The organism is Gluconobacter japonicus, from assembly GCF_002723975.1.
Classification (GTDB): Bacteria; Pseudomonadota; Alphaproteobacteria; order Acetobacterales; family Acetobacteraceae; genus Gluconobacter; species Gluconobacter japonicus.
This window is the reverse complement of record NZ_BEWO01000002.1, coordinates 113,855-138,713: the sequence shown is the minus strand read 5'-3', so window position 1 is coordinate 138,713 and position 24,859 is coordinate 113,855. Positions and strand designations below refer to the sequence as shown.

Below are 24,859 nucleotides of genomic sequence, written 5' to 3'. Positions count from 1 at the left end.
AGTGAGCTACGAATGCAGCTTCACAATAGAGCTAACACTTAGTCCGTCATTGGCGTTTTTGCTGTTAGTTAGATGGAAGGGCCGAGAGCTTTTTTTGCGCTACATTTAAGTGAGAGCTAAGTGATAACGCGCAAAATTACCGGATTTTGGCTTTGTTAATGGTGATGAGCACCATTTGACGCAGGCTATGCCTTGGATGGGCTGCCTGATGACAAGCGCAATCTATTTTGCCTCTGTTTCCGTCGGGCAGATATAGATCGTTTGACTTGGATTTTCAGTGTCCGGTGCTCTGAAAACAATATGCCGCCCCTAAAGTTATGGGGAGTGCATCAATTTGCTCTCAGGGGGGCCGAATCATGTGTTGATCCGGATCGGGTGGCTGGCTGGTTCTCGCCGAATAAAAGACGGTGTCTGTAGTGGGAGATAAAATATTCTCCCACTACAGAGTTGTTAATCAGTGCAGGTTATCAGTACGGCGGATAAAGGCTGCAACATTGTCATGTAACTGTTGAAGAGCATTGGGGTCCACGTAAACCATGTGTCCCGAAGAATACTGGGCGTATTCGATATTCTTCTGAAGGTTCAGAGGCATCGGTAGGTGCTTCATCTCGTAAATGCCCTCATAATAAGGCGTTGCGAGATCGTAGTAGCCGCCATTCAGCATAACATGCAGATTGGGGTTCGTCTTGATGGCCATGGCGAGATCGCTCATGACGTTCGGAACGCCTTTTGGCTGATAACCGTGGCCTGGCTGCGTGTGCTTGTTGTCCCAGTGATCTTCCGGGTTGAACAGACGATAGGTCTCGTCCGTGCCGTACTTCAGCGTATTGCGGACATAGTCGTTAAAGACCGACACATAGGCCGAACTGATGGCGCTGGACTGTGGATCGTAATCCACTTCTTTGGACATTGGATCAAGCGTTGGGCTCGAATAGCGTGTATCGAGACGACCCGTCGCCATGCCTGTCTTGGCCTGGAGCTGCTGCTCGAACTGTCCGCCGTTTACGCGAAGGTCTGACCGCAGGATATAATCAGTCGGAAGGCCCGTGTAGTCATGGAGCTTTTCGGCAATGGCCTGACGCTCATTCTCAGGCAGGTCTGCACCCTGACGCAGAGCGACGGTGTAGTCCGTTACTGCAAAATGTTCGACTTCCTTCAGGAAGGCTTTCAGATCAGCATGCTGCTGCGGCAGGCAGTGGTGATACCAGGCGGTCGCGGCGTAAGTTGGAAGTGCAAGAACGTAAGGGTCGTCGACGCCGGGATTGAATTGCGGGCCATCAGCGCTGTTGTCGTAGTTCAGGATCTGGGAAAGAAGAATGACACCGTTGAAGTCGATGTTTTCTTCCTGCTCAAGATCATTGATGACGACTGCTGAGCGCATTGTACCGTAGCTTTCACCGAACAGATATTTCGGTGAGTTATAGCGATGGTACTTCGCTAAAAACTTGGAAATGAAGTGCGTGAAGGCTTCACCGTCTCCGTCGACGCCCAGAAATTCCTTGGCAGCATCCTTGCCTGCGATCCGGGAAAAGCCTGTCCCCGGTGCGTCGACAAACACCACATCCGAAACATCAAGTAGGGACTGTGGGTTGTTAATCAGGGCGTAAGGAGCGGCGGGGAGATGCTGGTCGCCCGGCGTATTTACGCGGCGTGGTCCGAATGTGCCCATATGAACCCAGACGGATGCTGAACCAGGACCGCCATTATACAGGAAGGTGATCGGGCGCTTGGCTGAGGGAACGCCTTCCTTGAAATAGGCTGTGTAGAACATGGAAGCGACAGGAGGATTTTTATCCTCATCATCCTTCCCGGCTTCAACCTTGACCCCGCGTTTGTTCAGAACGTCGTTTGAATCATTATAGCCAGCACCATGAACCAGAATGGTTCCCGCAACAGCCTGATAAGGGATGGTCGTACCATCAACGACGACCGTCGCGCGCGTGACGCTATCGGCATTCGGCGCAGGTGTATCCTTGGCTGTCTCAGCGGCGAAAACAGGTGTTGCCATCATGGCAACACCGAGAAGAAGAGCCTTGCGTAGCATTCAGAAAGGGCTTTCTGCTGATTGTGTTGCCCTTCTCTAATCGCATAGCTGCCTTGCAGACAAGACGTTGTTATAATGTTTCGTTTTTAACCGAAAGCACGGTTGGCGTGCATGATCGCAATGCCAATTTCTCTGAGCAGATTAAAGCACCGTTCCAGTGGCTGGAAGATCTCACGATGTTCACGTGCAAAGCCGCTTTCTTCTCCCGCGCCTCCCGGTTCCCCGAAATCAAGATTGGAGACGCTGAGAGCGGACATGGGAAACAGGTCATCCAGAAGATCGAGCGAACGTGGAATATCAAGGCACAGGATAAGATTTGTTATGGAATCCCGCGTCAGATTATTGCGTGGCCCAAAATAGGGGATGCGGGTGGAGAGAAGCCATAGTCGGTCAATGAGAGCAAACCGGATGGCATGAAGCAGCTTTTCACAGGGTTCCATATGCGGTGCATCTGGCCATGCTGCCCGCAAGGCGATGTGGTCCGTCTGGATACGACGGAACATTGCGGGAGCGCTCGTCCAGAACTGTAGCACTTCGAGACCGTGTGAGATGGTCAGATAATTCTGGCGCTCTTCTTCGTCCTCCGCTTTGGAAGCCCGATCAAGCCATGTTCCCGGATCAAGCTGGCGTACGGTTGCCCGCAGAACCTCCAGATCAGAATGGGCTAACGCCTGACGTGCAAAATCCATGGCTTCGCGGAAACGCGGCGAACTGGTCACGAAATGCTCGAAAGTTTCCGGATGACGCTGTGCGGCGTTGCCCAGGCCATGCAGAACATTCGCCCACCAGCCGAGTTGCTGGAGAATGGCGTTGTTCGGAATGGCCCGAAGCTGACTGGGGTGTGTGATGCGGGTTACGGTTGCGGCATCAGACTGTCGCGCAGAAGGGCGCGAGCCTGTCTTGTCGATAAGAGATGGCCCGAAAGCGCTCAGAAGAGCCGCGTAGCCTGGATCGTTGACGAGCGTGCCCATATCGAGCGCAATCGTGGAAAAGAAATCAGCGGCAAAATCAGGGCGATCATAGACCGGATCGTTTACGCTGGTAGGGACATGAGCGACATGTTCAGCCAAAGTTGCGATGGTGGACGCGGCAATGCTGTTTGTCCCGAAGAGCGTGTAACCATCGCCGCCCTGAAAGGCCGTTTCTACCCGGCAGCCTACACCTGCCTCGCGGAAAGCAATCCGTGTGCGGGCAGGGGAGAAGTAGTCGAGGCGTTGACGCAGACTGAACGGGTGCGCACCGCGGCCAATACTTTCACCGTGCGTATCGAACAGCGTCAGGGAGACATCTTCAAGGTCATGTTCCTTGAGAAGATCCAGCGTGCGCATCCGTAGGCGTTCAACAAGATTCGTTGCCGCCAATTGGCCAACGTAGCGCCCAGAGTCAGAATACCCAAATTGCAGAGACAGACGACCGTTGGCGCGCAGATAGTTTCGCCAGTGTGGAGAGCGGAAGGCTTCCTCAAGAATTGTTTCGCCATTTTCCAGCGCGCTTTCTGTCTCGAAAAGCGGGGAAATTTCGATCTGATGGTCCTGAATCCCAAACAGGCGCGCGAGCCAAAGTGTCGCGAGAAGGGTGTAACCACTTTCCGTCTCGGCAATCAGGAAGCGGATGGGCGAACCGGAATCGATGTGCTTGAGGATCTGCGCCATCGTCATCATCAGGCGGGCGGCAGAAGCGGGCTCTACAAGAAGCGAACCGAAATCTACATGACGTGGTGTCAGGTCGTCGAGAGCATCATTGATGCGAGATAAAAGTACGCGGCGGCGGGACGGGAGTGCGGGGTCATCCGTCAGGCCAAGGCGCGTCCGGGCAACATTATAGATCTGAGCGGCATTGAGGCGTGTATGAATATGCGCGATGCCCAGACCATGGCTCATGAAGCCAGCACGAATGGTCCTCAGCGTCAGGGTTGCTGAAGCGTCCAGATCTGTGGCGGCATCGCGGAAGAGGGGAAGAAGCTCGCGTGCATCGAGGAGAGCTTTCTCGCGATGTGTGATCAGTGTCTGGGCAAAGTCACGAATGCTTTCAGGAGCGGCATGCTTTCCGGATGGGCAGGCTGCATGTTGCGTTTTGACGGCTTCCATGGCGCGACGGACGCGCATTGCCAGAGCTGACTCCTGCAGATTGAGGCCAGTAAGGCCTGCGTCAAGCCGCTCAAGCTGCGCAAGTTTGAGTTCCAGCCGGATGCGGATCGTGTCCCACCAGCCGATGTCGTTGCGCCCATCAGTATCAAAGCCGACCCAGCTTGCCAGAATGACCGGAGCGGGATCGACATGATCGGCTTCATTGGCCCATCGGGAGGTCATGTGTTCGATAAGGGATGCGCTCAGGTCATCGAGTGCATCACGGCCACGCAGAATTGCTGCAAGAGCCAGAGATTGTTCATGTGCGAGTGTCGGTGGCGTCGCACGGCGGTGCGTTGTCAGACATGGCAGGGGCAGTTCAGGATCTGAAGCCCGTTCAGCCAGAAGAGCATAGACATGATCTGCCAGAGCAAAAGTTGGGTGAGCCGTAAAAACGGCTGCAATGGCAGCTTTGGAGAGGACTTCCGGAGAGGCTGCCTGTTCGACCAGGCGTGCTGCAACCTGTTCGAGACGCGTTGCAGGATTGGCGTCATCCAGGCCGACATACTGACGTAGATGAGCAGCACGCTGGATGAAATGTTCGTCGCGCAAGGCACGAACGGTCTGTTCCAGCTCCTCGATCTTCTCACCCTTACCGATAGACAGATCCTCACCAATGGAGGCAATCAGATCACCCAGACCATTACGCTCTTTAATAAGCTGCGCGGTCATGGTGTCGATGCGTGCGGAAAGGGATGTGTCGTGCCGGGAGGCGCAGTCAGACATCGGGAGCAGTCTCGCTTCTGCGGAAGGTAAATTGAAAACGGGCAAGTTATGTTCCATGCCCGGCCTGTAAGCGCAACCTTGTTGCGACCGCGACAGGGCATGAGGATGATGCTATCGAGGCATACATGCATCCGGATATGAAGAAAGATGTCAGTCAGGCCTACTCGCAGCGGCCTAATTCGCCTTCCAGATTGGCTGGCGCTTTGCTGATCGGCATGGGGGCACTCGCGACGGGGACGACCTATCTTGCGGCGCATCACCTTCATGAAGAGAGTTGGGCTCTCAGTATTCTTAGGGCTGGTGCAAAGGCCGGTGTCGTCGGCGGACTGGCGGACTGGTTTGCCGTAACGGCCCTGTTCCGGCATCCGTTGGGGATTCCCATTCCGCATACGGCTATTCTGCCACGTCAGAAAGTTCGTCTGGGCCAAGCTCTTGGAAAATTCGTCTCCGGTCAGTTTTTCACCGAGGCCGATGTCCACCGCGCGCTCTCAAAAATCGACCTGCCGGGCCTGATCGCCGATGCTCTGAGCGAGCCTTCGACCCGTCTTACATTGGTTGCGACTCTCAGGGCCAGTATTCCCAGCCTTTTTGATCGTCTTGAAGACGGTCGGGCAAGCTCCGCTTTGTCCCGGGCGTTGCCAGTTCTTCTGAACGGTGAGGAAATGGCTCCTCTGGTCTCGCGTGCCATGCGGGCCATGGTCGACAGCGAAATGCATCAGGAGGTGCTGTCTTTCCTGCTGGCCAAGCTCAAGATGACAGTTGCGGCAAAAGAAGGTGACCTAAGACAGTTTGTTGAAGACCGTGTTCGTGAGCAGGGTGGTCGTTTCCTCGGATGGGCCATTGGAGGCTCTGTCTCCAATCGTGTATTGACGGCTCTCCAAGCGGAAATCGAACGTATCGACCCCATGGATTCGGAAATCCGACATGGTTTTACGGCATGGGTGAGAGCCGAAATCGATCGTATGGAAACTGACCCCGAACGTCGTCAGGATATGACGCAAGCTATTGGCTCGGTTCTGACTCATTCCAGTCTCAAGGCGTGGAGCGGGGAACTTTGGGATCGGGTCCGTCGCATGGCGGAAGAAGATTGCGCTAAAGACGAGGGCTGGAGCGCATCGGTTCTGGATGCTGCCATTATCGGGTTGGCAGGCTCAATGCGTGAAAACGATGCCCTGCGAGAGCGGATCAATCAGGCCGTGGAACGTATGGTTTCCAGGTTACTTCCCGGAATAAGGGACAAGCTGGCCGGGTTCATTGCCAATGTCATGTCAGGTTGGGACGGCGACGATCTGGCGCAGCGTCTGGAGGCTCGTGTGGGGCGAGATCTCGCCTACATCCGCGTCAACGGGACTGTCGTGGGTTTTCTGGCGGGGGCTGGCCTTGATGTCATTTCCCGTCTGTTTTTTGGTGTCTGACGGGCTTATACCCTCTCAGGATATCACAAACTTCTTGACCTTTGTGACAGCATGGGTCATCTGGAACCTAATCAGGACTTCCTAAGTCTTGAATGAATGCAATGTGAGTGTGCAAGCTATGCTGAGGCTCTCCAAACTGGCTGATTATGCCACCGTCCTTCTGGTCCATCTCGGGCAGCATGAGGGTCTGGCAACAGCCGCCGCTCTGGCCGGAGAGACTGGCGTCCCGGAACCTACTGTTGCGAAGCTCCTGAAAGGACTGGCCTCAAGCGGGCTTGTTATTTCCCATCGTGGAGCTCGTGGCGGATACCGATTGTCGCGGCCGCTTGAAGAGATCACGATCGCCACAGTCATTGCTGTTGTTGATGGTCCGATCTCCATTACGGCCTGCTGTGACGGGCGTGAGTGCGAGCATAGTTCCCTGTGCGGTCTTTCAGGCCAGTGGGACATGGTGAATGACGCCATCCTGCGAACGCTCAACAGCATTACCCTTGCGGATATGGACAAACATTCCGCCCTGCATAGCGGGAAGGTTTCCAGGGAGCCTTCTCTCGACACGACCGGCGCTGCGGCTACGCCCGTAGCGGATCCGGTGAACTGAGGACACGAGACGATGCCAGCCGTGACGGAGACCCGCGAGACAGTCGAGAAGCTCGCGAAGTCCAGCTACGAGTGGGGCTTCGAGACCGATATCGAGATGGATATCGCTCCCAAAGGCCTGAATGAAGAGACAGTCCGCCTCATTTCTGCGCGCAAGGAAGAGCCTGAGTGGATGCTGGAATGGCGTCTGAAGGCGTTCCGCATGTGGCTGGAAATGAAAGAGCCGGAGTGGGCCAAGGTCAGCCATCCGCCGATCGACTATCAGGATGCCCATTATTTCGCTCAACCGAAAAAGAAGCCTGGCCCGAAGAGCTTGGATGAAGTCGATCCAGAGCTTCTGAAAACCTATGCAAAGCTCGGAATTCCCCTTCACGAGCAGGCTCTGCTGGCTGGTGTTGAAGGTGCGGAAGAACAGAAGCGGATGCCGGTTGCCGTGGATGCGGTGTTCGACAGTGTGTCTGTGGCGACGACGTTCCGTAAGACGCTGGAAGAGGCTGGGGTTATCTTCTGCCCGATTTCCGAAGCCATTCGCGAGCATTCGGATCTGGTCAAGCAGTACCTTGGGTCAGTCGTTCCCGCCGGTGACAATTTTTTCGCTGCGCTGAACTCCGCTGTCTTCACGGATGGATCTTTCGTGTACGTACCCAAAGGCGTGCGCTGCCCGATGGAGTTGTCCACGTATTTCCGCATCAATGCGCGGAATACCGGGCAGTTCGAGCGGACTCTCATCATCGTCGAAGAACGTGCCAGCGTGTCCTATCTTGAGGGCTGCACAGCGCCGCAGCGTGATGAGAACCAGCTTCATGCTGCCGTTGTCGAGCTGATTGCGATGGATGACGCCTCCATCAAGTACTCCACGGTCCAGAACTGGTATCCAGGGGATGATGAAGGACGAGGTGGCATCTATAACTTCGTAACGAAGCGCGGTGCCTGCCGTGGTGTACGCTCCAAGATTTCCTGGACGCAGGTTGAGACAGGATCTTCCATCACGTGGAAATATCCGTCCTGTGTTCTGGCTGGTGAAGGATCGGTTGGTGAGTTCTACTCCGTAGCCGTGACCAATAATCATCAGCAGGCCGATACGGGTACGAAGATGATCCATCTGGCGCCCAATACGCGCTCGACGATTATCGCTAAAACCATTTCGGCCGGTAAATCAGATAGCACGTATCGTGGTCTCGTTCGCATGCAGCCAAAGGCTCGCAATGCACGCAACTTCACGCAGTGCGACAGCCTTCTGATCGGTGACCAGTGTGGCGCACATACTGTGCCTTACATTGAAAGCCGGAACATGACGGCGCGCATCGAGCATGAAGCAACGACGTCAAAGATTTCCGAAGACCAGCTTTTCTATTGCCGCTCCCGTGGACTGTCTGAAGAAGACGCGGTTGGTCTGATCGTCAATGGATTTTGCCGCGAGGTGCTCAAAGAGCTGCCGATGGAGTTCGCGGTCGAGGCTCAGAAGCTGCTGCAGATCAGCCTCGAAGGAAGTGTGGGTTAAAGACATGAGTGATTTTCTGAAAATCCAGGGTCTCGAGGCCCGCATTGATGCCGACGGTACACCGAAGGAAATCCTCAAAGGGATAGATCTCGAAATCCCCAAGGGTGAAATCCACGCCATCATGGGCCCGAACGGCTCCGGCAAGTCCACGTTGTCTTATGTGCTGTCGGGCCGTGAAGACTACGAAGTGACGAGCGGTAGCGCGACCTTTAAGGGTGAGGATCTGCTGGCGCTTGAGCCTGAAGAGCGTGCGGCGCTGGGCATGTTTCTGGCGTTCCAGTCTCCTGTCGAACTTCCGGGTGTGAACAACGCAAACTTCCTGCGGACAGCCGTCAATGCGGTCCGCAGGGCGCGTGGCGAAGACGAGTTGGATGCCGTTGCTTTCCTCAAGGCCGTTCGTGCCGAGACGAAGCGTCTTTCCATGTCGGACGAAATGCTGAAGCGTGCCGTCAATGTCGGCTTCTCCGGCGGCGAGAAGAAGCGCAATGAAGTGCTTCAGATGCGGCTGTTGCAGCCGTCTTTCGCCATTCTTGACGAGACGGATAGTGGCTTGGATATTGATGCGCTGCGTATCGTTGCGGATGGCGTAAACTCGCTGCGTGGCCCTGATTTCTCCGCTCTGGTCATTACCCATCATCAGCGTCTGCTCGACTATATCGTGCCAGATCGCGTGCATGTGATGGCCAAGGGCAAGATCATTTATAGCGGCGGCCCGGAAGTGGCAAAGACGCTTGAAAAGCAGGGCTATACGCAGTTCCTCGAGGCAGCAGCGTGAACGTAGCGACAACAGTTCAGACTTCTCCAGGGCTGGAGGCTTTTGTCGGACGTTCCGCAGGGCAGGGAACTGCGCTCTCTGCCATGGGTATTCCGACGCGTCGTGTTGAGGCGTGGCGCTACACGCCACTTCGTGCGTTTGCTGATACAGTCTGGGCCGAAGCTCCGGCTCTTTCAGACGCTCAGGCGCAGACAGTGCTTGCTGGTCTTCCTCTGCCAGAAGCCGGAAGCTGTGTGGTTTTCGCCAATGGCCGGAGGGTCGAAGCGCTCAGCAGCCTGTCGGACAGCATTGTTTCGACGGCAGCAGAAGCAGAAGACCCGCTTGAAGATCGCTTTTCGGCAGTTCTTAATGCAGCACTTGTGCAAGACGGCTTGTCAGTTCGCATACCTGCGGGAACTGATGCCGGAATGCTGGCACTGGTGTCTCTGACAGTTGGCGAGAACATCTCCACGCACCTGCGTCATCGGATTGTACTTGAAGAGGGTGCGTCCTTGACGTTGTTTGACGTCAATGCGGGAGAGGGGCGTTATGTCACCAATCCACGTTTGGACATTGTCGTTGGCAAAGGCGCGCGTCTGACGCACGTGAAGCTGCAACAAGACAGTCTTACAGCAGGGCATCTTGCCATCGTTGCGGCTTCCGTCGATGGGAATGGCAATTATGATAGCTTCACCCTCAACAATGGGAGTGAACTGGCTCGTCATGAAGTTGTGGCTAAGCTGACAGCCGCTCATGCACAGGTTCATGTCAATGGAATCCAAATCGTCGATGGCAGCCGCCTGAACGACCTGACGTCCATGATCTACCATGCCGCGCCGGATTGTGGTTCGCGTCAGACCGTCAAGACAGTGCTGTCCGAAAGCGGGCAGGGTGTGTTCCAGGGCAAGATCCTCGTGGATCGCATTGCCCAGAAGACAGACGGCTACCAGATGAATCAGGCGCTTCTGCTATCGGAAAAAGCGCAGATCAACAGCAAGCCTGAGCTGGAAATCTATGCGGACGACGTAAAGTGCAGCCACGGGGCGACCGTGGGGGCGCTGGACGACGAGCAGCTTTTCTATTTGCGCTCCCGCGGTATTCCGGAGGCTGAAGCGCGTGACATTCTGGTTCGCGCTTTTCTTCTGGATGCGCTGGATCTGGTCACGGACGAGACACTGCGCGATCTGTTGCAGGGGAGCATTCGCGCATGACTCCGGCGGTGCGTTCCCAATTCCCGATCCTGTCCGAACGGGTGCATGGGCGCCCGCTGGTCTTTCTCGATAGCGCCGCGTCGGCCCAGAAACCCGAACGTGTGATTGAGGCTATGCGTGAGGCTGCATATCACCAGTATGCCAACATTCATCGTGGCCTCCACTGGATGAGCGAGCGTACGACGGAAGCCTACGAAAGCACGCGTGATGCTGTCGTTCGGCTACTGAATGCGCCGGACCGCCACGAAGTCATCTTCACGCGAAACAGCACTGAAGCCATCAATCTGGTCGCGCATAGCTTAGGGTCGCTTCTGAAGCCGGGGCAGGCCGTCCTGATTTCCGAACTTGAGCACCATGCCAATATTGTTCCGTGGCTCATGCTGAAGGACCGTGCAGGGATTGAACTTCGTGTCGCTCCCATGGCGGAGAATGGCGATCTGGATCTCGAAGCGTATGAAGCGCTTCTTGAAGATGGCAATGTCGCTCTCGTTTCCATCACGCATATGTCCAATGTGCTGGGAACAGTCACGCCTGCGAAAAAGCTGGCAGAAATTGCTCATGCCCATGGCGCGCGTATCTTGTTTGATGGATCGCAGTCTGTCGTGCATCGCAAAATCGATGTTCAGGACATCGGGGCCGATTTCTTTACCTTCACGGGTCATAAGCTCTACGGGCCTACAGGTATTGGTGTGCTCTGGGGCAAAAAAGAGCTTCTGGATGTGATGCCGCCTTTTCTGGGCGGTGGAGAAATGATCCAGAATGTCTCTTTCGAACGTGCGACCTGGGCGACAGTGCCGCATAAATTCGAAGCTGGAACCCCTGCCATTCTCGAAACGATCGGCCTCAAAGCGGCGATCGAATTTGTGGAAGACATTGGGTACGACACCATTGCCGCCCATGAAACCGAACTGACCGTTTACGCTGAACAGCGGCTGGGTGAGGTTCAGGGTCTTAAAGTCCTTGGATCTCCGGACGTGCGTGGCGGTGTTCTGTCGTTCACGTTGGATGGGGCGCATCCTCATGATCTGGCGACGCTGCTGGATCAACTGGGAATTGCCATCCGGGCCGGGCAGCATTGTGCAGAGCCTCTGATTCGTCGGCTTGGCCTGCATGCCACGGCTCGTGCCAGTTTTGGCATCTACACAACGCAGGACGAGATTGACGTTCTGATCACAGGCCTTGAACGGGCCCGGATGATGCTCACATGAGTGAAGCCATGACCGAAAATCCAGTAGAAGAAACCACCGTACCTGCACCTGACGGAACAGCTCCGGACCAGGATGCTGTTATTGCGGCAATTGCTACGGTCTATGACCCGGAAATCCCGGTTAATATTTACGAGCTGGGCCTGATCTATGCCATTGATCTGCATGATGATGGCCGGGTCAATGTGGAAATGACGCTGACGGCGCCAAACTGCCCCAGTGCTCAGGAACTGCCAGAAATGGTGCGGGATGCCATTCTGAAGGTTCCAAGTGTAACAATGGCCACGGTGGAAATCGTCTGGGATCCGCCTTGGGATATGAGTCGTATGAGTGACGATGCGCGACTTGCGCTCAATATGTTCTGATCTGAAAGGGCAAAATCATGTCCGAAACTCTGACACGTCGGCCGCTTCCGACACTTATGACAGTCTCTGACCGCGCAGCTCAAAGGCTACGGGTTCTCTATGCCGGGGCTCATCAAGGTGAACTGCTGCGGATCGGCGTAGGAACGCGGGGTTGCTCAGGCCTGTCCTACGAGATGACCTTCGTTAAGGAACCAGCTGACACTGATGAGCGGGTGGAAGATCAGGGCGTAACCCTGCTGGTGGACCGCAAGGCTACGCTATTTCTGACCGGAACGGTGATGGACTACGAGGTCAAAGACCTCGAAGCCGGGTTCACGTTCAGGAATCCAAATGAGAAGGGGCGCTGTGGCTGCGGCGAGAGCTTTCACGTTTGATCCGTTTCGGATCGCGTGAGAACACAAGGACCGTTTCCACTTCCGTGGACCAGAGGAACTGGTCCACGACTGTCCAGTTCAGCAGGGAGTATCCTGCTTCTTTCAAAGCACGACCGTCCTTTTCAAGTGCTGCCGGATTACAGCTGATATAGACAATGTCCTTCACGCCAGATTTGGCGAGCGGGATTGTCTGTGCTCCGGCACCTGCATAAGGCGGGTCCAGAACGACAGCACGTGTCGATTTCAGATCATGCGGAAGAAGCGGCTGCCGCATAAGGTCGCGCTGATAACCTTCGACGCGACGTCCACCTGCAGCCGCCTTCAGGCAATTTGCAGCAGCAAGTTCGCCTTCATACGCAAGCACGCGTCCCTTTTCTGAAAGGGGGAACGTCAGAGTACCGCAGCCAGCAAAAAGCTCTACGGTGATATCTTTTTTGTTAAGGGATGGCAGTCCCTCAACAGCCGCTTGAACAATAGCGTTTTCAGCGTCGCGTGTTGCCTGAAGGAAAGCTGCAGGCGGTGGAGATGTTTCCACCTCCCCAAAGCGTTCCGTGACGGGTTTTGTCTGAGAAACCGTTTCAATCGAACGGTCTTTCGGATTCTGCCACGATATTCTTGGAAGATTATAAGCCCGACCAAAAGCCGCCAGTTTGCTGCGATCAGCACTCGTCAGTTCCGCAGGGGTAGAGAGCGTCAGGTCCGGGCCACTGTCCAGAAGGTTCAGCACCAGGCTGCCGCGTCCCGTCAAGGCACCCAAAGTTCCAAGGACCTCTCGCAATGGCGAGAGAAGAGCAAACAGTTCCGGATGCAGAAGGTGACATTCCGTCATATCAACGGGATCACCATTCCGGCGGTGTAACCCCAGAATAATGCCTCCGGGAATACGCTGAATAGCAAGATCCATCCGGCGACGCGTATAGGGTGCTGTCTGGTACTGGCCGGGAGGCGGAATATCCTCGAAGCCTGCGGCATCCAGAGCAGCGGAAACGCGGGCTGTCTTCCATTCCAAGAGGGCTGGAAGTGACATTTCCTGAATCGCACATCCGCCACATTCGCCGAAAAGGCTACATGGGGGAGCAACGCGATCCGCAGATGGATGAGTAACTTCGATCAGTTCAGGACGAGTTCCTGAAAAGCGCGCAAGCACTTCTTCTCCCGGTAGTGTGCCGGGAAGAAAAAGAACATGCCCATCATGATGAGCAACGCCGTCACCTGCGGCGCCAAGACCTTCAATCCGGAGGGGGAATGCTCCGGTCCCCGGGTTATTCATCACCGTAATGACGAGCGTCATGCTGAACTGGAAGAGTCAGATCCGTCTCTTCGGAGACTGACAGACGGCGCCGACGGGGCACCAGCATGAATGCGGGAGTATCCCCGCCAAAGCCAGTTTTGGGCGCGTCGTTTTCAAAGGCTGGAGCCAGCTCAACAGATTTGCGATTCTGAACAGGCGCTGAAACAGGGGGGGCTTCCATAATGGTCACCCCTGTCTCAATGGTTTCATCCCGGCCGTTGCGGTTGCGTTTGCGGCCACCACGACGACGTTTTTTACGCTGCCCTTCCGATTCGTCGTCATTCCCGGCTTCGACTGCGTGCTGCTGATGAGGGAGAGGCTGCTTTGGAGCCATAATCGGACGACCATTTTCGTCTTCCTGTGCCCAATCCACAGAGTGGATTTCCGGAGCATCAAGACGTGCAATGGTTTTTCCCGTCAGAGTCTCGATGGCCTCAAGCAGACGACGATCACGAGGGCCAGCAATGCTGAACGCATGACCGTGTTTGCCGGCACGGCCTGTGCGACCGATACGGTGTACATAGTCTTCTGCATTGAACGGAAGATCAAAATTGAAGACGTGAGACAGGCCGCCAATATCGATTCCGCGTGCTGCAACGTCAGAGCAGACGAGAATTTTCAATTCGCCTGATTTGAATTTGTCCAGCGTGGAAAAGCGCAATGACTGCGCGAGATCACCATGTAAATGACCTGCTGCGAAACCATGTTTTGTCAGGTAACGCTGGAGCATGTCCACGTCACGCTTGCGATTGCAGAATACGATTGCACTCTGCACATCCTGCGAGCGAAGCAATTTGCGAAGAGCTCGACGTTTCTCGTCTTCGTCGACGATAATCAGACCTTCTTCAATCGTCGTTGCGACAGAAGAGGGGCGAGAGACCGTAATCTCCACCGGATTTCTCAGAAATTCGTCTGCGAGTCGACGGATTTCAGGAGCCATCGTTGCGGAGAAAAATAGCGTCTGACGATTGCGGGGCAGAAGGCCGACAATCTTCTCAATATCTGGAATGAATCCCATGTCCAGCATACGGTCTGCCTCGTCGATCACGAGCGTGCTGGTTTGCGTCAGCAGCAGGCCGCCACGACTGAAAAGATCAAGAAGGCGACCGGGAGTTGCAATCAGAACATCCACGCCGCGGTTCAGAACATCCCGCTGTTCAGCCATGCTTTCTCCGCCAATCAGCAGTGCATGGGTCAGCCGGAGATGTTTGCCGTACAGCTTGAAGTTATCTGCAACCTGCAGGGCAAGTTCCCGTGTTGGCTCAAGAATGAGCGAACGCGGCATTCTTGCGCGCGCGCGGGAGCCTGACAGCTTCTCAAGCATGGGGAGTGTGAAGGACGCCGTTTTACCGGTTCCTGTCTGCGCAACGCCCAATACATCATGGCCTTTCAGGACTTCCGGGATAGCCTGGGCCTGGATAGGCGTCGGGTGTTCATAACCCAACTCCTGAATTGCCTGCATGATGGGCTCTGAAAGACCCAGATCTGCAAAGCGGGGCTGATCAGCAGATGATGTGGAGGTCTCGGAAAGAGCGGGCGTTTCTGCCGGTGCTGCTTCAGTGTCCACGACCACTGCAACATCTGTCACAGGCGTTTCTACGGCGATTTCGACCGGGAGAGGATTTTTTCTAGGCCGCCCACGACGTGAGGGTACTTTGACGGGCTGAGCGGGAGGCGTCGTCAGAAGATCAGAGCTTTCGAGGGCGTCAGAAGTCGTTTCTTTCGTGACCGGCAAGACTTCAGATGGGAGTTTTGGTTTCCGTCCGCGTTTTTTAGGGGCCGGAATGGAGGTGCTGTCTGTCACCACTTCAGCTGCCGCTTTGGGTTTCCGGCCACGGCGCGGTTTGGGGGCCTCAACAACAGCAGCTTCTTCGACTTTTAGCGCTTCCTCGACGACGGCCTTAGGTTTGCGCCCACGCTTCTTCGGAGTTGGAACCACGAGCTCTTCGGCTACAGTTTCGATAGCGACAGCTTTGGGCTTACGACCGCGACGTTTGGGTGCAGGAGTATCGACAGCCTCCTGCGGAGTCGTTTCGACGACCTCTTCCACAACGCTATCGACTTTGCGACTGCGACGACGTGGTGGAGGCGCAGGTTCGGAAGCCGCGTCTTGTGTTTTTGCCTGCCGGGTACGACGAATTGGAGTCGACTTTGCAGACTCAGCTTCTGCTTCGGTCACAGCCGGATCTGCAGCCTTGGTGCGTCGGCGAACGGGTGTGGCAACTGCCTCGATAGCAGTCTTTTCTACCGCAGAACGACGGCCTCGCGTCTTCTTCTCTGTAACGACTGGTTGAGAGACAGCCTCATCAAGGCTCTCTGGTTCAGTCGATGAATTCTTGGTTGCCTTCGCACGAACGCCAGCGGGACGGCCGCGCTTTGCAGGGGCAGAGGTACGGGACTTGGAAGGACCGGAGGTCGTTTTCGCGCTCAAATGACTCTCGAGACTCTCGTTGACGGTACAGGCCAGATAGACTGCGCCGGAGTTGAGGGCGGGCACGTGTCCCGCAACTTTAAAGTGGTGCGTTATCGGCTAAACGCTGGAAAGGCAAGCGATACAGCCCATAGAGCGCCATATCGCTACCACAATCACATGCCGTGCGCCATGGCTGCAATCAGAATGTTCAGAAGACCCAGTCCCGCCATCAGGACGGTCCGGTTCCGCAGAGTGTCAAAAACGGCTGGCTGTGGCCGAAGGGCCCGTCTTGCACGCAGGAAAGGTCCACGAGCTGTTGTGATGAAGACGATCGCCATTGCAATGCCGATTAACTGCATGGCGTTAATCGTCCAGTTGACGGCGCCAAAACCGCCCTCATGGATGACCAGTGCCCAGCCACTGACCAGCGAAAACGGAACAACCTGCCAGAGTCCTTTGAAGAACCGGGTATAATTCTGGAGCAGTACCGAAGCGCGCGGGCCTGGGTCGAGCAGGCCAACCGTGGAGCGGACAACCAGAGCCGAATATATCGATCCGCCGATCCAGTAAGTCATGCAGAGAAGATGGATTGCGAGCACGAGGCTCCAGACAATTGAACCGGTCATTGATCCTCATCATGGTCAGGTGCGTAAAGGAAGGGCAGGGCGTATCCCTGACGTATCTTTGCAAGATTACCCGACCCCACCGGCAGAATGCCATAGGGAACGCGGAAGAGCTCTCTGCTTTCTGCAAACAGTGATCCCATCAGGAGAAACAGCGCCGTGTCTTCATATCCACTTGCCCTTCTGACACCACAGGAAAGCGATAGGATGGATCATGCGGCTTCAGCCGTTGTTCCTGTTTCACAGCTCATGGAAAGGGCGGGATGGGCAGTCGCACGTGCCATTCGCAAGCGGTTCGCACCCTGCCGTGTCGCAGTGGTGTGCGGCCCGGGAAATAACGGGGGGGATGGCTATGTTGCTGCCCGTTTTCTTGCGCAATGGGGATGGTCAGTGCGTGTTGTGGCCATGGCGGCTCCCAGGGAGGGTAGCCCTGCCCATGATGCTGCCAGTCACTGGAATGGGCCGGTACTGCCGTTCGATGTCCGCTCTGTTGAAGGGGTGGATATGATTGTGGATGCCGTTTTTGGTTCAGGTCTCAAGCGGCCTGTTCAGGATGATGTGGTAACAGTTTTGGGGGCTGTTCCGCTTCGGGTTGCCATTGATATGCCGAGTGGCGTGTCCGGGTTGACGGGGTGTGTGCTTGGGCACGCGCAGGCCTGTGCTTTGACGATAACGTTTGTGCGTCCGCGCCCGGGGCATTTGCTTGAGCCCGGCAAAGGGCTGTGTGGCGAGCTGGTTTGTGCAGACATTGGTATGCCCGCCGAGGCCTGGGACGGCCTTGCTCCGAAAATCACTCTGAACTGGCCAGGGCTTTGGATGCTCCCTGTTTCCGGTGACGGGGATTACAAATATCGCCGGGGTGTTGTGAGTGTCTGCGGCGGAGCGGTCATGCCGGGAGCAACGCGGTTGGCCGCCAAAGCAGCGCGTCGGACAGGTGCGGGACTTGTGAGGATTGCTGCGGGCCACGCTGCGGAGTCATACCGACTCGGTGATCCCGGGCTGATTGTTGATGATGGGCTGCTGTCAGACTTGCTGAAAGATCAACGACGGAAAGTCTGGATCTGTGGGCCGGGGCTTGCGCCTAATGAAGTTTCTGCCGTGCTGCCTGAGTTGCTGGGTGCTGATCGAACCGTTCTTGCAGATGCTGGGGCGCTCGCCTGGGGAGCTGAGGATCTGTCACGCCTGAAAGGGGTTGCTGCCGTTACGCCTCATATTGGTGAGTTCAAAAAACTGTTCGGCCCGGTTGAGGGTAGTCGCCCGGATGCTGCTCTTGCTGCCGCGCAGAAACTCAATGCAGTCATGGTCATGAAGGGGCCGGATACCATCATTGCCGCCCCGGATGGACGTATTGCGATCAATGCTCATGCGACGTCCGCGCTGGCTACAGCTGGTTCCGGAGACACGCTGACAGGAGTTATTGCAACGCTTCTGGCTGCGGGAATGGAGGTCTGGGAGGCCTGCTGTGCAGGTGTCTGGCTGCATGGAGAGGCCGGGATGCAGGCGGCGAGGCAGCATGGCGGGTGGCCCGTAGCAGAGGATCTGGACCTGCCACTCGGTGCTGCCAGAAAGCTTGCAACAGAGCTTTCCAAGGACAATTTAAGCAAAAACCCGGTGGCCGCCCTGTTGTGAAGTAGCGTGTCATGCGCTAAAGGCCGCGCTTCCAAGGTTCGGTAACACGAACCCCGGAGACGGGGCTGAGCGGGCGTGGTGGAATTGGTAGACACGCCAGATTTAGGTTCTGGTGGCGCAAGTCGTGGGGGTTCAAGTCCCTCCGCCCGTACCAACCCGGTTTCCTGAGAAGAGATTTTAACTTACCCGACCGAGAGGATCGCCTGGCTCATGCAGGTTACGCCCACGCTCAACGAAGGACTTAAGCGCGCCTTCACTGTCGTTGTTCCTTCTGCGGACCTGCAGGCCCGTCGTGCAGCCCGACTCGCTGAAGTTGCGCGCACGATCAAGCTTCCGGGTTTCCGTCCGGGCAAGGTTCCGGCTTCTCTCGTCAAGCAGCGTCACGGCGCTGCCGTCAACGCAGAGCTGGTGGAAGAAGTCATCAACGATACGGTTGGCAAGCTGGTTCAGGAACAGGACGTTCGTCCGGCCATGCAGCCGAAGGTCGAGCTGGTTTCTGCTCCTGATTCCGAAGGCGATCTTGAGTTCAAGGTTGAGATGGAAGTTCTGCCGGAAATCGAAGTTCCGGATCTGTCCGGTCTGAAGCTGACGCGCCTGACTTCCAAGGTTGATGAAGAGGTCGTTAACAAGGCTCTGGCTGATCTCGCCCGTCGCAGCCGCAAGTTCGAAGCCATCGAAGAAGATCGTGCAGCCGTAAAGGGCGACGTGGTCTGCGTTGACTTCGTGGGTAAGCTGGATGGCACGCCGTTTGACGGCGGCACGGCTGAAGACGTGAACGTCGAAATCGGCGGCGAAGGCTTCATCCCGGGTTTTGCCGAGCAGATGGAAGGCATGAAGGCCGGGGAAGAGCGCGTCATCAACGTGACGTTCCCGGAAGACTATCAGGCGGAAGAACTGGCCGGTAAGGCCGTGACATTCGACATCAAGGCGAAGTCCCTGAAGAAGCCTGTTGATCCGGAAATCAACGACGATCTGGCCAAGGACATTGGTCTCGACAGCATCGAGCAGATCCGTTCCCTGATCACGGAGCAGGCTGAAGGCGAGTACAAGCAGCTCTCCCGTCTGCGCATCAAGCGTGAACTTCTGGACGCCCTGTCCGAGAAGACAGACTTTGAAGCTCCTCAGAGCATGGTTGATGCCGAGTTCGCTCAGATCTGGGCCCGCGTCGAGCAGGACCGTGAAGCTGGCCGTATGGACGAAGAAGACGCAGGCAAGGACGAAGAGACCCTGCGTGCAGACTACCGTCGTATTGCAGAGCGTCGTGTGAAACTGGGTCTGCTGCTGGCTGAAATCGGCCGCAAGCAGGAAATCCAGGTCTCCCGCGAGGAACTTCTGGGTGCGATGCAGCAGGAAGCGCAGCGTTACCCAGGCCAGGAAAAGATGGTTTTCGAGTTCTTCTCCAAGAACCCGCAGGCTGTTGAAGGTCTTCGTGGCCCGATCCTGGAAAACAAGGTTGTCGATTATCTGATCGAGCTGGCTGATGTCACCGAAAAGGAAGTCACACCGGAAGAACTCGCAGAAATCCCGCCTGCAGAGCTCTGAGAGTACTGACGCAGAAAAGGCGGGCACTCTTCGGAGTGCCCGTTTTGCTGTCTGCTCCCTTTGACGGAACGCTCTGCCGGGTCCATGTTAAAGAATACAGACAGCCCATCGGGCATTGAGGAACAGACAGTATGACCATTGGGGACCGCGATCCCGTCGAGGTGTTCAACAACTCTCTGGTGCCGATGGTAGTCGAGCAGACTGCCCGCGGAGAGCGAGCTTTCGACATTTTTTCACGTCTCCTTCAGGAGCGTATCATCTTCCTGACCGGCCCGGTTTACGATCAGGTTGCTTCTCTGATCAGTGCGCAGCTCCTTTATCTTGAGAGCGTGAACCCGACCAAGGAAATTTCTTTCTATATCAACAGCCCAGGCGGTGTCGTTTCTGCTGGTCTCGCGATCTATGACACGATGCAGTACATCCGTTGCCCGGTGAGCACGGTTTGTATTGGTCAGGCGGCGTCCATGGGGTCGCTGCTTCTGGCCGGTGGTGAGAAGGGGCATCGGTACTGTCTGCCAAATGCGCGCGTGATGGTGCATCAGCCTTCTGGTGGTGCGCAAGGTCAGGCGTCCGATATTGAAATTCAAGCTCGTGAAATTCTGCTGATTCGTCAGCGCTTGAATGAAATCTATCGTGAGCATACCGGGCAGACGCTGGAAGAGATTGAGCGCAAGCTCGAACGCGACAGCTATCTGTCTGCTGAAGAAGCTAAAGAGTTTGGTCTGATTGATGCGGTCGTGCGCCGTCATCCGGCAGTTCAGTCTGCTCAGGACTGACCGGTTTCAGAACGCAAGAGGAGTTTTGCTCCTCTTGGAAAAGAAAAGCGGCATCCCGATATGCCGCTTTTCATGTCTTGGAGTTACGTGCTCCGGGGTTGCCGAAGGCTGAGACCTCGGCCTAGAGTTTTAAGTGCTTCAGCATGTCTGCTGCCGAAAAGCGGTCGGTGCGTGTGTGAGGGGAAAGAGGAACAGCGATGAGCAACAAATCCGGCGATTCAAAGAACACCCTGTATTGCTCGTTCTGTGGGAAATCCCAGCACGAAGTTCGCAAGCTGATCGCTGGTCCAACAGTTTTCATCTGTGATGAGTGTGTTGAACTCTGCATGGATATCATTCGCGAGGAGCATAAGACGCACCTTGTGAAATCCCGCGACGGTGTTCCGACGCCCAAGGAAATCTGCAAGGTTCTGGACGATTATGTCATTGGGCAGTTCGAGGCCAAGCGCGCGCTGTCGGTCGCCGTTCACAACCATTATAAGCGGCTGGCCCATGCGCAGAAGAACAGCGATATCGAGATCGCGAAATCCAACATTCTTCTGATTGGTCCTACAGGTTCGGGTAAGACGCTGCTTGCGCAGACGCTGGCTCGTATTCTTGATGTCCCATTCACGATGGCAGATGCCACAACGCTGACCGAAGCCGGTTATGTGGGTGAAGACGTTGAGAACATCATCCTGAAGCTGCTTCAGGCTGCTGACTATAACGTCGAGCGTGCGCAGCGCGGCATTGTCTATATCGACGAAATCGACAAGATCTCGCGGAAGTCCGACAATCCGTCCATCACCCGTGATGTTTCAGGCGAAGGCGTACAGCAGGCGCTTCTGAAGCTTATGGAAGGGACGGTTGCGTCCGTGCCGCCGCAGGGTGGTCGCAAGCATCCGCAGCAGGAGTTCCTGCAGGTTGACACCACGAACATGCTGTTCATCTGTGGTGGTGCTTTTGCGGGGCTGGACAAGATCATTTCGGCTCGTGGCAAAGGATCAGGCATCGGCTTTGGCGCGGATGTGCGTTCTGAGGATGAGCGTCGTCTGGGGGCAATTCTTCAGACAGTAGAGCCTGAAGATCTGCTCAAGTTCGGTCTTATTCCGGAGTTCATTGGTCGTCTGCCGGTTATCGCAGCGCTGAATGATCTTGATGAAGCTGCCCTGATCCAGATTCTCAGCAAGCCGAAAAATGCTTTGACAAAGCAGTATGGGCGCCTTTTCGAGATGGAAGGGGTCAAACTGTCCTTCACGGAAGACGCACTTTCCGGCATCGCCAAGCGGGCTATCGAACGCAAGACCGGTGCCCGTGGCCTTCGTTCCATTATGGAGAACATCCTGCTTGGGACGATGTTCGATCTTCCAGGACTGGAAGGCGTTGAGGAAGTCGTCATCAACCGTGAAGTGGCGGAGAGCAAGGCCAACCCGGTTTATGTGTACGGGAAGGGCAAAAGCGAACCGACAGAACAGTCTGCTTGATGATGTCGAAAAGGCCGTCTTGTCAGTCGGCCTTTTTGTCACAACATTGAAGACAGACGCTGTCTGAATTCGTGCCTTTTCTGCATGAAGAGACATTACGGTGCTCGCGCTGCCAGGCGGGCGGGGGCCGTAAGATCGTCCCTACGGAGATCAAGTGAATGACTGACGATACAAAACCCAAGACGCGTCGCCGCACAAAAAAAGTGGACGATGCTGCGGTCGTTGAAAAAAAGACCGTCCGCAGACCTCGTGCGACAAAAGCTCCCAAAGAAGCTGTGCCTGCAGAAGTTGTGACGGAGGCCGCTCCGGCTGCTCGTCACGATGTCATGGCGGTTCTTCCGCTGCGGAACATTGTCGTTTTCCCGCATATGATTGTTCCGCTCTTCGTTGGCCGTGAGAAATCTGTAAAGGCTCTTGAGGCAGTTACGCGGGACAGCAAACAGATCCTTCTTGTCGCGCAGAAAGACGTCTCGCAGGATGATCCATCTGTGGACGATATCTATCGCTACGGGACGGTCTCCACCATTCTGCAGCTTCTCAAGCTGCCAGATGGAACAGTAAAGGTTCTCGTTGAAGGCACGCGCCGGGTTCACATCACGCGACTGTTTGACGTGGACGGGCATTTCGAGGCCGAGGTTGAAGAAATTGCAGATGCGCCGCTCTCCGCGACGCCAGGCAGTGATCTCGAAGCACTTGGGCGCTCGACGGTTTCCCAGTTCGAGCAATATATAAAGCTCAATAAGAAGATCCCGCCTGAGGTCATGGTCTCGATCAATCAGATCGATGATCTCTCCAAGCTTGCGGATACGATTGCGAGCCATCTGAATCTCAAGATTTCTGAAAAGCAGGAAATTCTTGAGATGCCTTCCGCCGAGCAGCGTCTCGAGCGCGTGTTTGCTCATATCGAGACGGAAATCGGGGTTCTGCAGGTTGAGAAGCGCATCCGAAACCGTGTGAAGCGGCAGATGGAGAAGACGCAGCGTGAGTATTATCTCAACGAGCAGCTCAAGGCGATCCAGAAGGAACTTGGAGAAGGCGAAGACGGCAAGGATGAACTTGCCGAGCTTGAAGAGAAGATCAACAAGACCCGTCTGAGCCGTGAAGCCAAGGAAAAGGCCCATGCCGAGCTGAAGAAGCTGCGCGGTATGAGCCCGATGTCCGCAGAGAGCACAGTCGTCCGGAATTATCTGGACTGGCTGCTGGGTATTCCGTGGAAAAAGCGCTCCAAGATCACCAAGGAGTTCACGCACGCTGAAGGTGTGCTTGAAGCCGAACATTACGGTCTTGAGAAGGTCAAGGAGCGCATCCTTGAATATCTTGCCGTGCAGACGCGTTCCCAGAAGATCAAGGGACCAATCCTGTGCCTCGTTGGGCCGCCGGGTGTCGGTAAAACGTCTCTGGCACGCTCGATCGCCAAGGCAACGGGCCGTCAGTACGTTCGTATGTCCCTTGGTGGTGTGCGTGACGAATCGGAAATCCGCGGTCATCGCCGGACATATATCGGTTCCATGCCTGGGAAAATCATTCAGGGCATGAAAAAGGCGAAGACGTCCAATCCGTTGTTCCTGCTGGATGAGATCGACAAGCTGGGGGCTGACTGGAGAGGTGATCCGTCTTCCGCGCTTCTTGAAGTGCTGGATCCGGAGCAGAACTCCACCTTCGCCGATCATTATCTGGAGGTTGATTACGATCTTTCAGACGTCATGTTCGTGACAACGGCCAACAGCCTCAATATGCCGCAGCCACTTCTGGACCGCATGGAGATCATCAATCTCTCGGGCTACACGGAAGACGAGAAGGTACAGATTGCGCGTCGACATCTGCTCTCCAAGCAGGCGGAGGCTCATAATCTCAAGCCTGATGAGTGGACTGTTTCTGACGAGACGCTTCTTGAGTTGATCCGGTCTTATACTCGTGAGGCAGGGGTCAGAAATCTCGAGCGCGAAATTGCTCGTCTGGCCCGTAAGGTTGTGAAGGAAATCATCACGACTGGCGTAACGCACGTTGAAATCACACCAGAGAATCTTGGTAAATACGCAGGCGTGCGTCGTTTCCGTCACGGAGAAACCGAGACGGAGGATATGGTTGGTGTCGTAACCGGCTTGGCCTGGACACAGGTTGGCGGTGAGATCCTGACCATCGAAAGCGTTATGGTTCCCGGTAAGGGGCAGGTGAAGCAGACGGGTAAACTGGGTGATGTGATGCAGGAAAGCATTGCAGCAGCCCTGTCTTATGTCCGCTCACGGGCACAGGATTTCGGTATCCGGCCGCCGCTCTTTGAAAAGCGGGATATTCACGTTCATCTTCCGGAGGGAGCAACCCCGAAGGATGGTCCGTCCGCGGGTATTGCGCTTGCAACGTCTCTCGTCAGCATCATGACGCAGATCCCCATTCGCCGGGATGTTGCGATGACGGGCGAAATTACGCTTCGTGGGCGTGTGCTGGAGATTGGCGGCCTGAAAGAGAAGCTGCTGGCTGCATTGCGAGCTGGAATCAAGACGGTTCTCATTCCGAAGGACAATGAAAAGGATCTTGCAGAGGTTCCTGAAAATGTCCGTCATGCGCTCAAGATCATTCCAGTCGCCCATGTCGATGAGGTTCTGAAAATTGCCCTCACGCGCATGCCTGAGGCAATTGAATGGGATGAAAGTGTGGACCCAATAGGTGGAATTGCTGGCGAGAAAGCCTCTCCGGCGGCACTTCCACACTAACGGTTGGGTCCTTCTGCGATTCTTACAGTTGACGCGGCCAAAAAGCGCTTCATAGTGCGGCCGCAGATCGAACAAGCACCTGAGCCGCAA

The 24,859-nt window shown here is 55.7% G+C and carries 18 protein-coding genes and 1 tRNA gene; 14 read left to right on the top strand and 5 right to left on the bottom strand.

Annotation, left to right across the window (positions count from 1 at the left end; genetic code table 11):
* Window positions 1-454: 454 nt before the first annotated feature.
* Both GJA01_RS01975 and GJA01_RS01970 read right to left on the bottom strand, forming a co-directional pair.
* Window positions 455-2,044, bottom strand: a complete 1,590-nt coding sequence (locus GJA01_RS01975) for a S10 family peptidase (RefSeq protein ID WP_062505589.1) — start codon at window positions 2,042-2,044, stop codon at window positions 455-457.
* A gap of 86 nt (window positions 2,045-2,130) precedes the next feature.
* Window positions 2,131-4,896 (bottom strand): phosphoenolpyruvate carboxylase, encoded by a 2,766-nt coding sequence (locus tag GJA01_RS01970; RefSeq protein ID WP_062505591.1) that lies wholly within the window; start codon window positions 4,894-4,896, stop codon window positions 2,131-2,133.
* A gap of 125 nt (window positions 4,897-5,021) precedes the next feature.
* Here GJA01_RS01970 and GJA01_RS01965 point away from each other — a divergent pair, with 125 nt between their 5' ends.
* The 8 genes from GJA01_RS01965 to GJA01_RS01930 all read left to right on the top strand — a co-directional run bounded on the left by GJA01_RS01965 (window position 5,022) and on the right by GJA01_RS01930 (window position 12,321).
* Window positions 5,022-6,311: a DUF445 domain-containing protein gene (locus tag GJA01_RS01965; RefSeq protein ID WP_062505593.1), complete on the top strand. Its 1,290-nt coding sequence runs from the start codon at window positions 5,022-5,024 to the stop codon at window positions 6,309-6,311.
* A 118-nt stretch (window positions 6,312-6,429) separates the two neighbouring features.
* Window positions 6,430-6,912, top strand: coding sequence for an SUF system Fe-S cluster assembly regulator (locus GJA01_RS01960; protein WP_010501388.1), 483 nt, complete (start codon window positions 6,430-6,432; stop codon window positions 6,910-6,912).
* A 12-nt stretch (window positions 6,913-6,924) separates the two neighbouring features.
* Window positions 6,925-8,412: a Fe-S cluster assembly protein SufB gene (gene sufB / locus GJA01_RS01955; protein ID WP_062505595.1), complete on the top strand. Its 1,488-nt coding sequence runs from the start codon at window positions 6,925-6,927 to the stop codon at window positions 8,410-8,412.
* 4 nt (window positions 8,413-8,416) lie between these two features.
* Complete coding sequence (gene sufC, locus GJA01_RS01950; RefSeq protein ID WP_062505597.1) at window positions 8,417-9,187, top strand: Fe-S cluster assembly ATPase SufC; 771 nt, start codon at window positions 8,417-8,419, stop codon at window positions 9,185-9,187.
* Window positions 9,184-10,377, top strand: a complete 1,194-nt coding sequence (gene sufD / locus GJA01_RS01945) for a Fe-S cluster assembly protein SufD (protein ID WP_062505599.1) — start codon at window positions 9,184-9,186, stop codon at window positions 10,375-10,377. Before sufC ends, sufD begins: the two co-directional genes overlap by 4 nt.
* Window positions 10,374-11,585, top strand: a complete 1,212-nt coding sequence (locus GJA01_RS01940) for a cysteine desulfurase (protein ID WP_062505600.1) — start codon at window positions 10,374-10,376, stop codon at window positions 11,583-11,585. Before sufD ends, GJA01_RS01940 begins: the two co-directional genes overlap by 4 nt.
* Window positions 11,582-11,947, top strand: a complete 366-nt coding sequence (locus GJA01_RS01935; protein ID WP_010501398.1) for an SUF system Fe-S cluster assembly protein — start codon at window positions 11,582-11,584, stop codon at window positions 11,945-11,947. Before GJA01_RS01940 ends, GJA01_RS01935 begins: the two co-directional genes overlap by 4 nt.
* 17 nt (window positions 11,948-11,964) lie before the next feature.
* Window positions 11,965-12,321, top strand: coding sequence for a HesB/IscA family protein (locus GJA01_RS01930; RefSeq protein ID WP_062505602.1), 357 nt, complete (start codon window positions 11,965-11,967; stop codon window positions 12,319-12,321).
* Here the strand turns inward: GJA01_RS01930 and GJA01_RS01925 are convergent.
* The 3 genes from GJA01_RS01925 to GJA01_RS01910 all read right to left on the bottom strand — a co-directional run bounded on the left by GJA01_RS01925 (window position 12,266) and on the right by GJA01_RS01910 (window position 16,651).
* Entirely contained in the window at window positions 12,266-13,612 is a 1,347-nt protein-coding gene (locus GJA01_RS01925; protein ID WP_082785323.1) for a class I SAM-dependent RNA methyltransferase, read from the bottom strand. The two genes, GJA01_RS01930 and GJA01_RS01925, sit on opposite strands and share 56 nt — an antisense overlap.
* Window positions 13,584-15,296 (bottom strand): DEAD/DEAH box helicase, encoded by a 1,713-nt coding sequence (locus GJA01_RS15725; protein WP_062505716.1) that lies wholly within the window; start codon window positions 15,294-15,296, stop codon window positions 13,584-13,586. The genes GJA01_RS01925 and GJA01_RS15725 overlap by 29 nt, the downstream gene beginning before the upstream one ends.
* A 902-nt stretch (window positions 15,297-16,198) precedes the next feature.
* Window positions 16,199-16,651, bottom strand: coding sequence for a hypothetical protein (locus GJA01_RS01910; RefSeq protein WP_010501407.1), 453 nt, complete (start codon window positions 16,649-16,651; stop codon window positions 16,199-16,201).
* Window positions 16,652-16,807: 156 nt separating this feature from the next.
* Here GJA01_RS01910 and GJA01_RS01905 point away from each other — a divergent pair, with 156 nt between their 5' ends.
* From GJA01_RS01905 to lon, 6 genes are all read left to right on the top strand, one after another.
* Window positions 16,808-18,277: an NAD(P)H-hydrate dehydratase gene (locus GJA01_RS01905; RefSeq protein WP_253783450.1), complete on the top strand. Its 1,470-nt coding sequence runs from the start codon at window positions 16,808-16,810 to the stop codon at window positions 18,275-18,277.
* A 69-nt stretch (window positions 18,278-18,346) separates the two neighbouring features.
* Window positions 18,347-18,431 (top strand) — tRNA-Leu (locus tag GJA01_RS01900).
* A gap of 56 nt (window positions 18,432-18,487) precedes the next feature.
* The gene (gene tig / locus GJA01_RS01895) at window positions 18,488-19,819 is read left to right on the top strand and encodes a trigger factor (RefSeq protein ID WP_010501411.1); all 1,332 of its coding nucleotides are present in this window, start codon (window positions 18,488-18,490) and stop codon (window positions 19,817-19,819) included.
* Between the two features lie 131 nt (window positions 19,820-19,950).
* On the top strand, window positions 19,951-20,595 hold the full coding sequence (locus GJA01_RS01890) for an ATP-dependent Clp protease proteolytic subunit (RefSeq protein ID WP_010501413.1): 645 nt from the start codon (window positions 19,951-19,953) through the stop codon (window positions 20,593-20,595).
* A gap of 197 nt (window positions 20,596-20,792) precedes the next feature.
* A complete protein-coding gene (clpX, locus tag GJA01_RS01885; RefSeq protein ID WP_010501414.1) occupies window positions 20,793-22,058 on the top strand; it encodes an ATP-dependent Clp protease ATP-binding subunit ClpX in 1,266 nt (421 codons plus the stop codon).
* A 158-nt stretch (window positions 22,059-22,216) separates the two neighbouring features.
* Window positions 22,217-24,769: an endopeptidase La gene (gene lon / locus GJA01_RS01880; protein WP_026017410.1), complete on the top strand. Its 2,553-nt coding sequence runs from the start codon at window positions 22,217-22,219 to the stop codon at window positions 24,767-24,769.
* The last annotated feature ends 90 nt before the right edge of the window (window positions 24,770-24,859 follow it).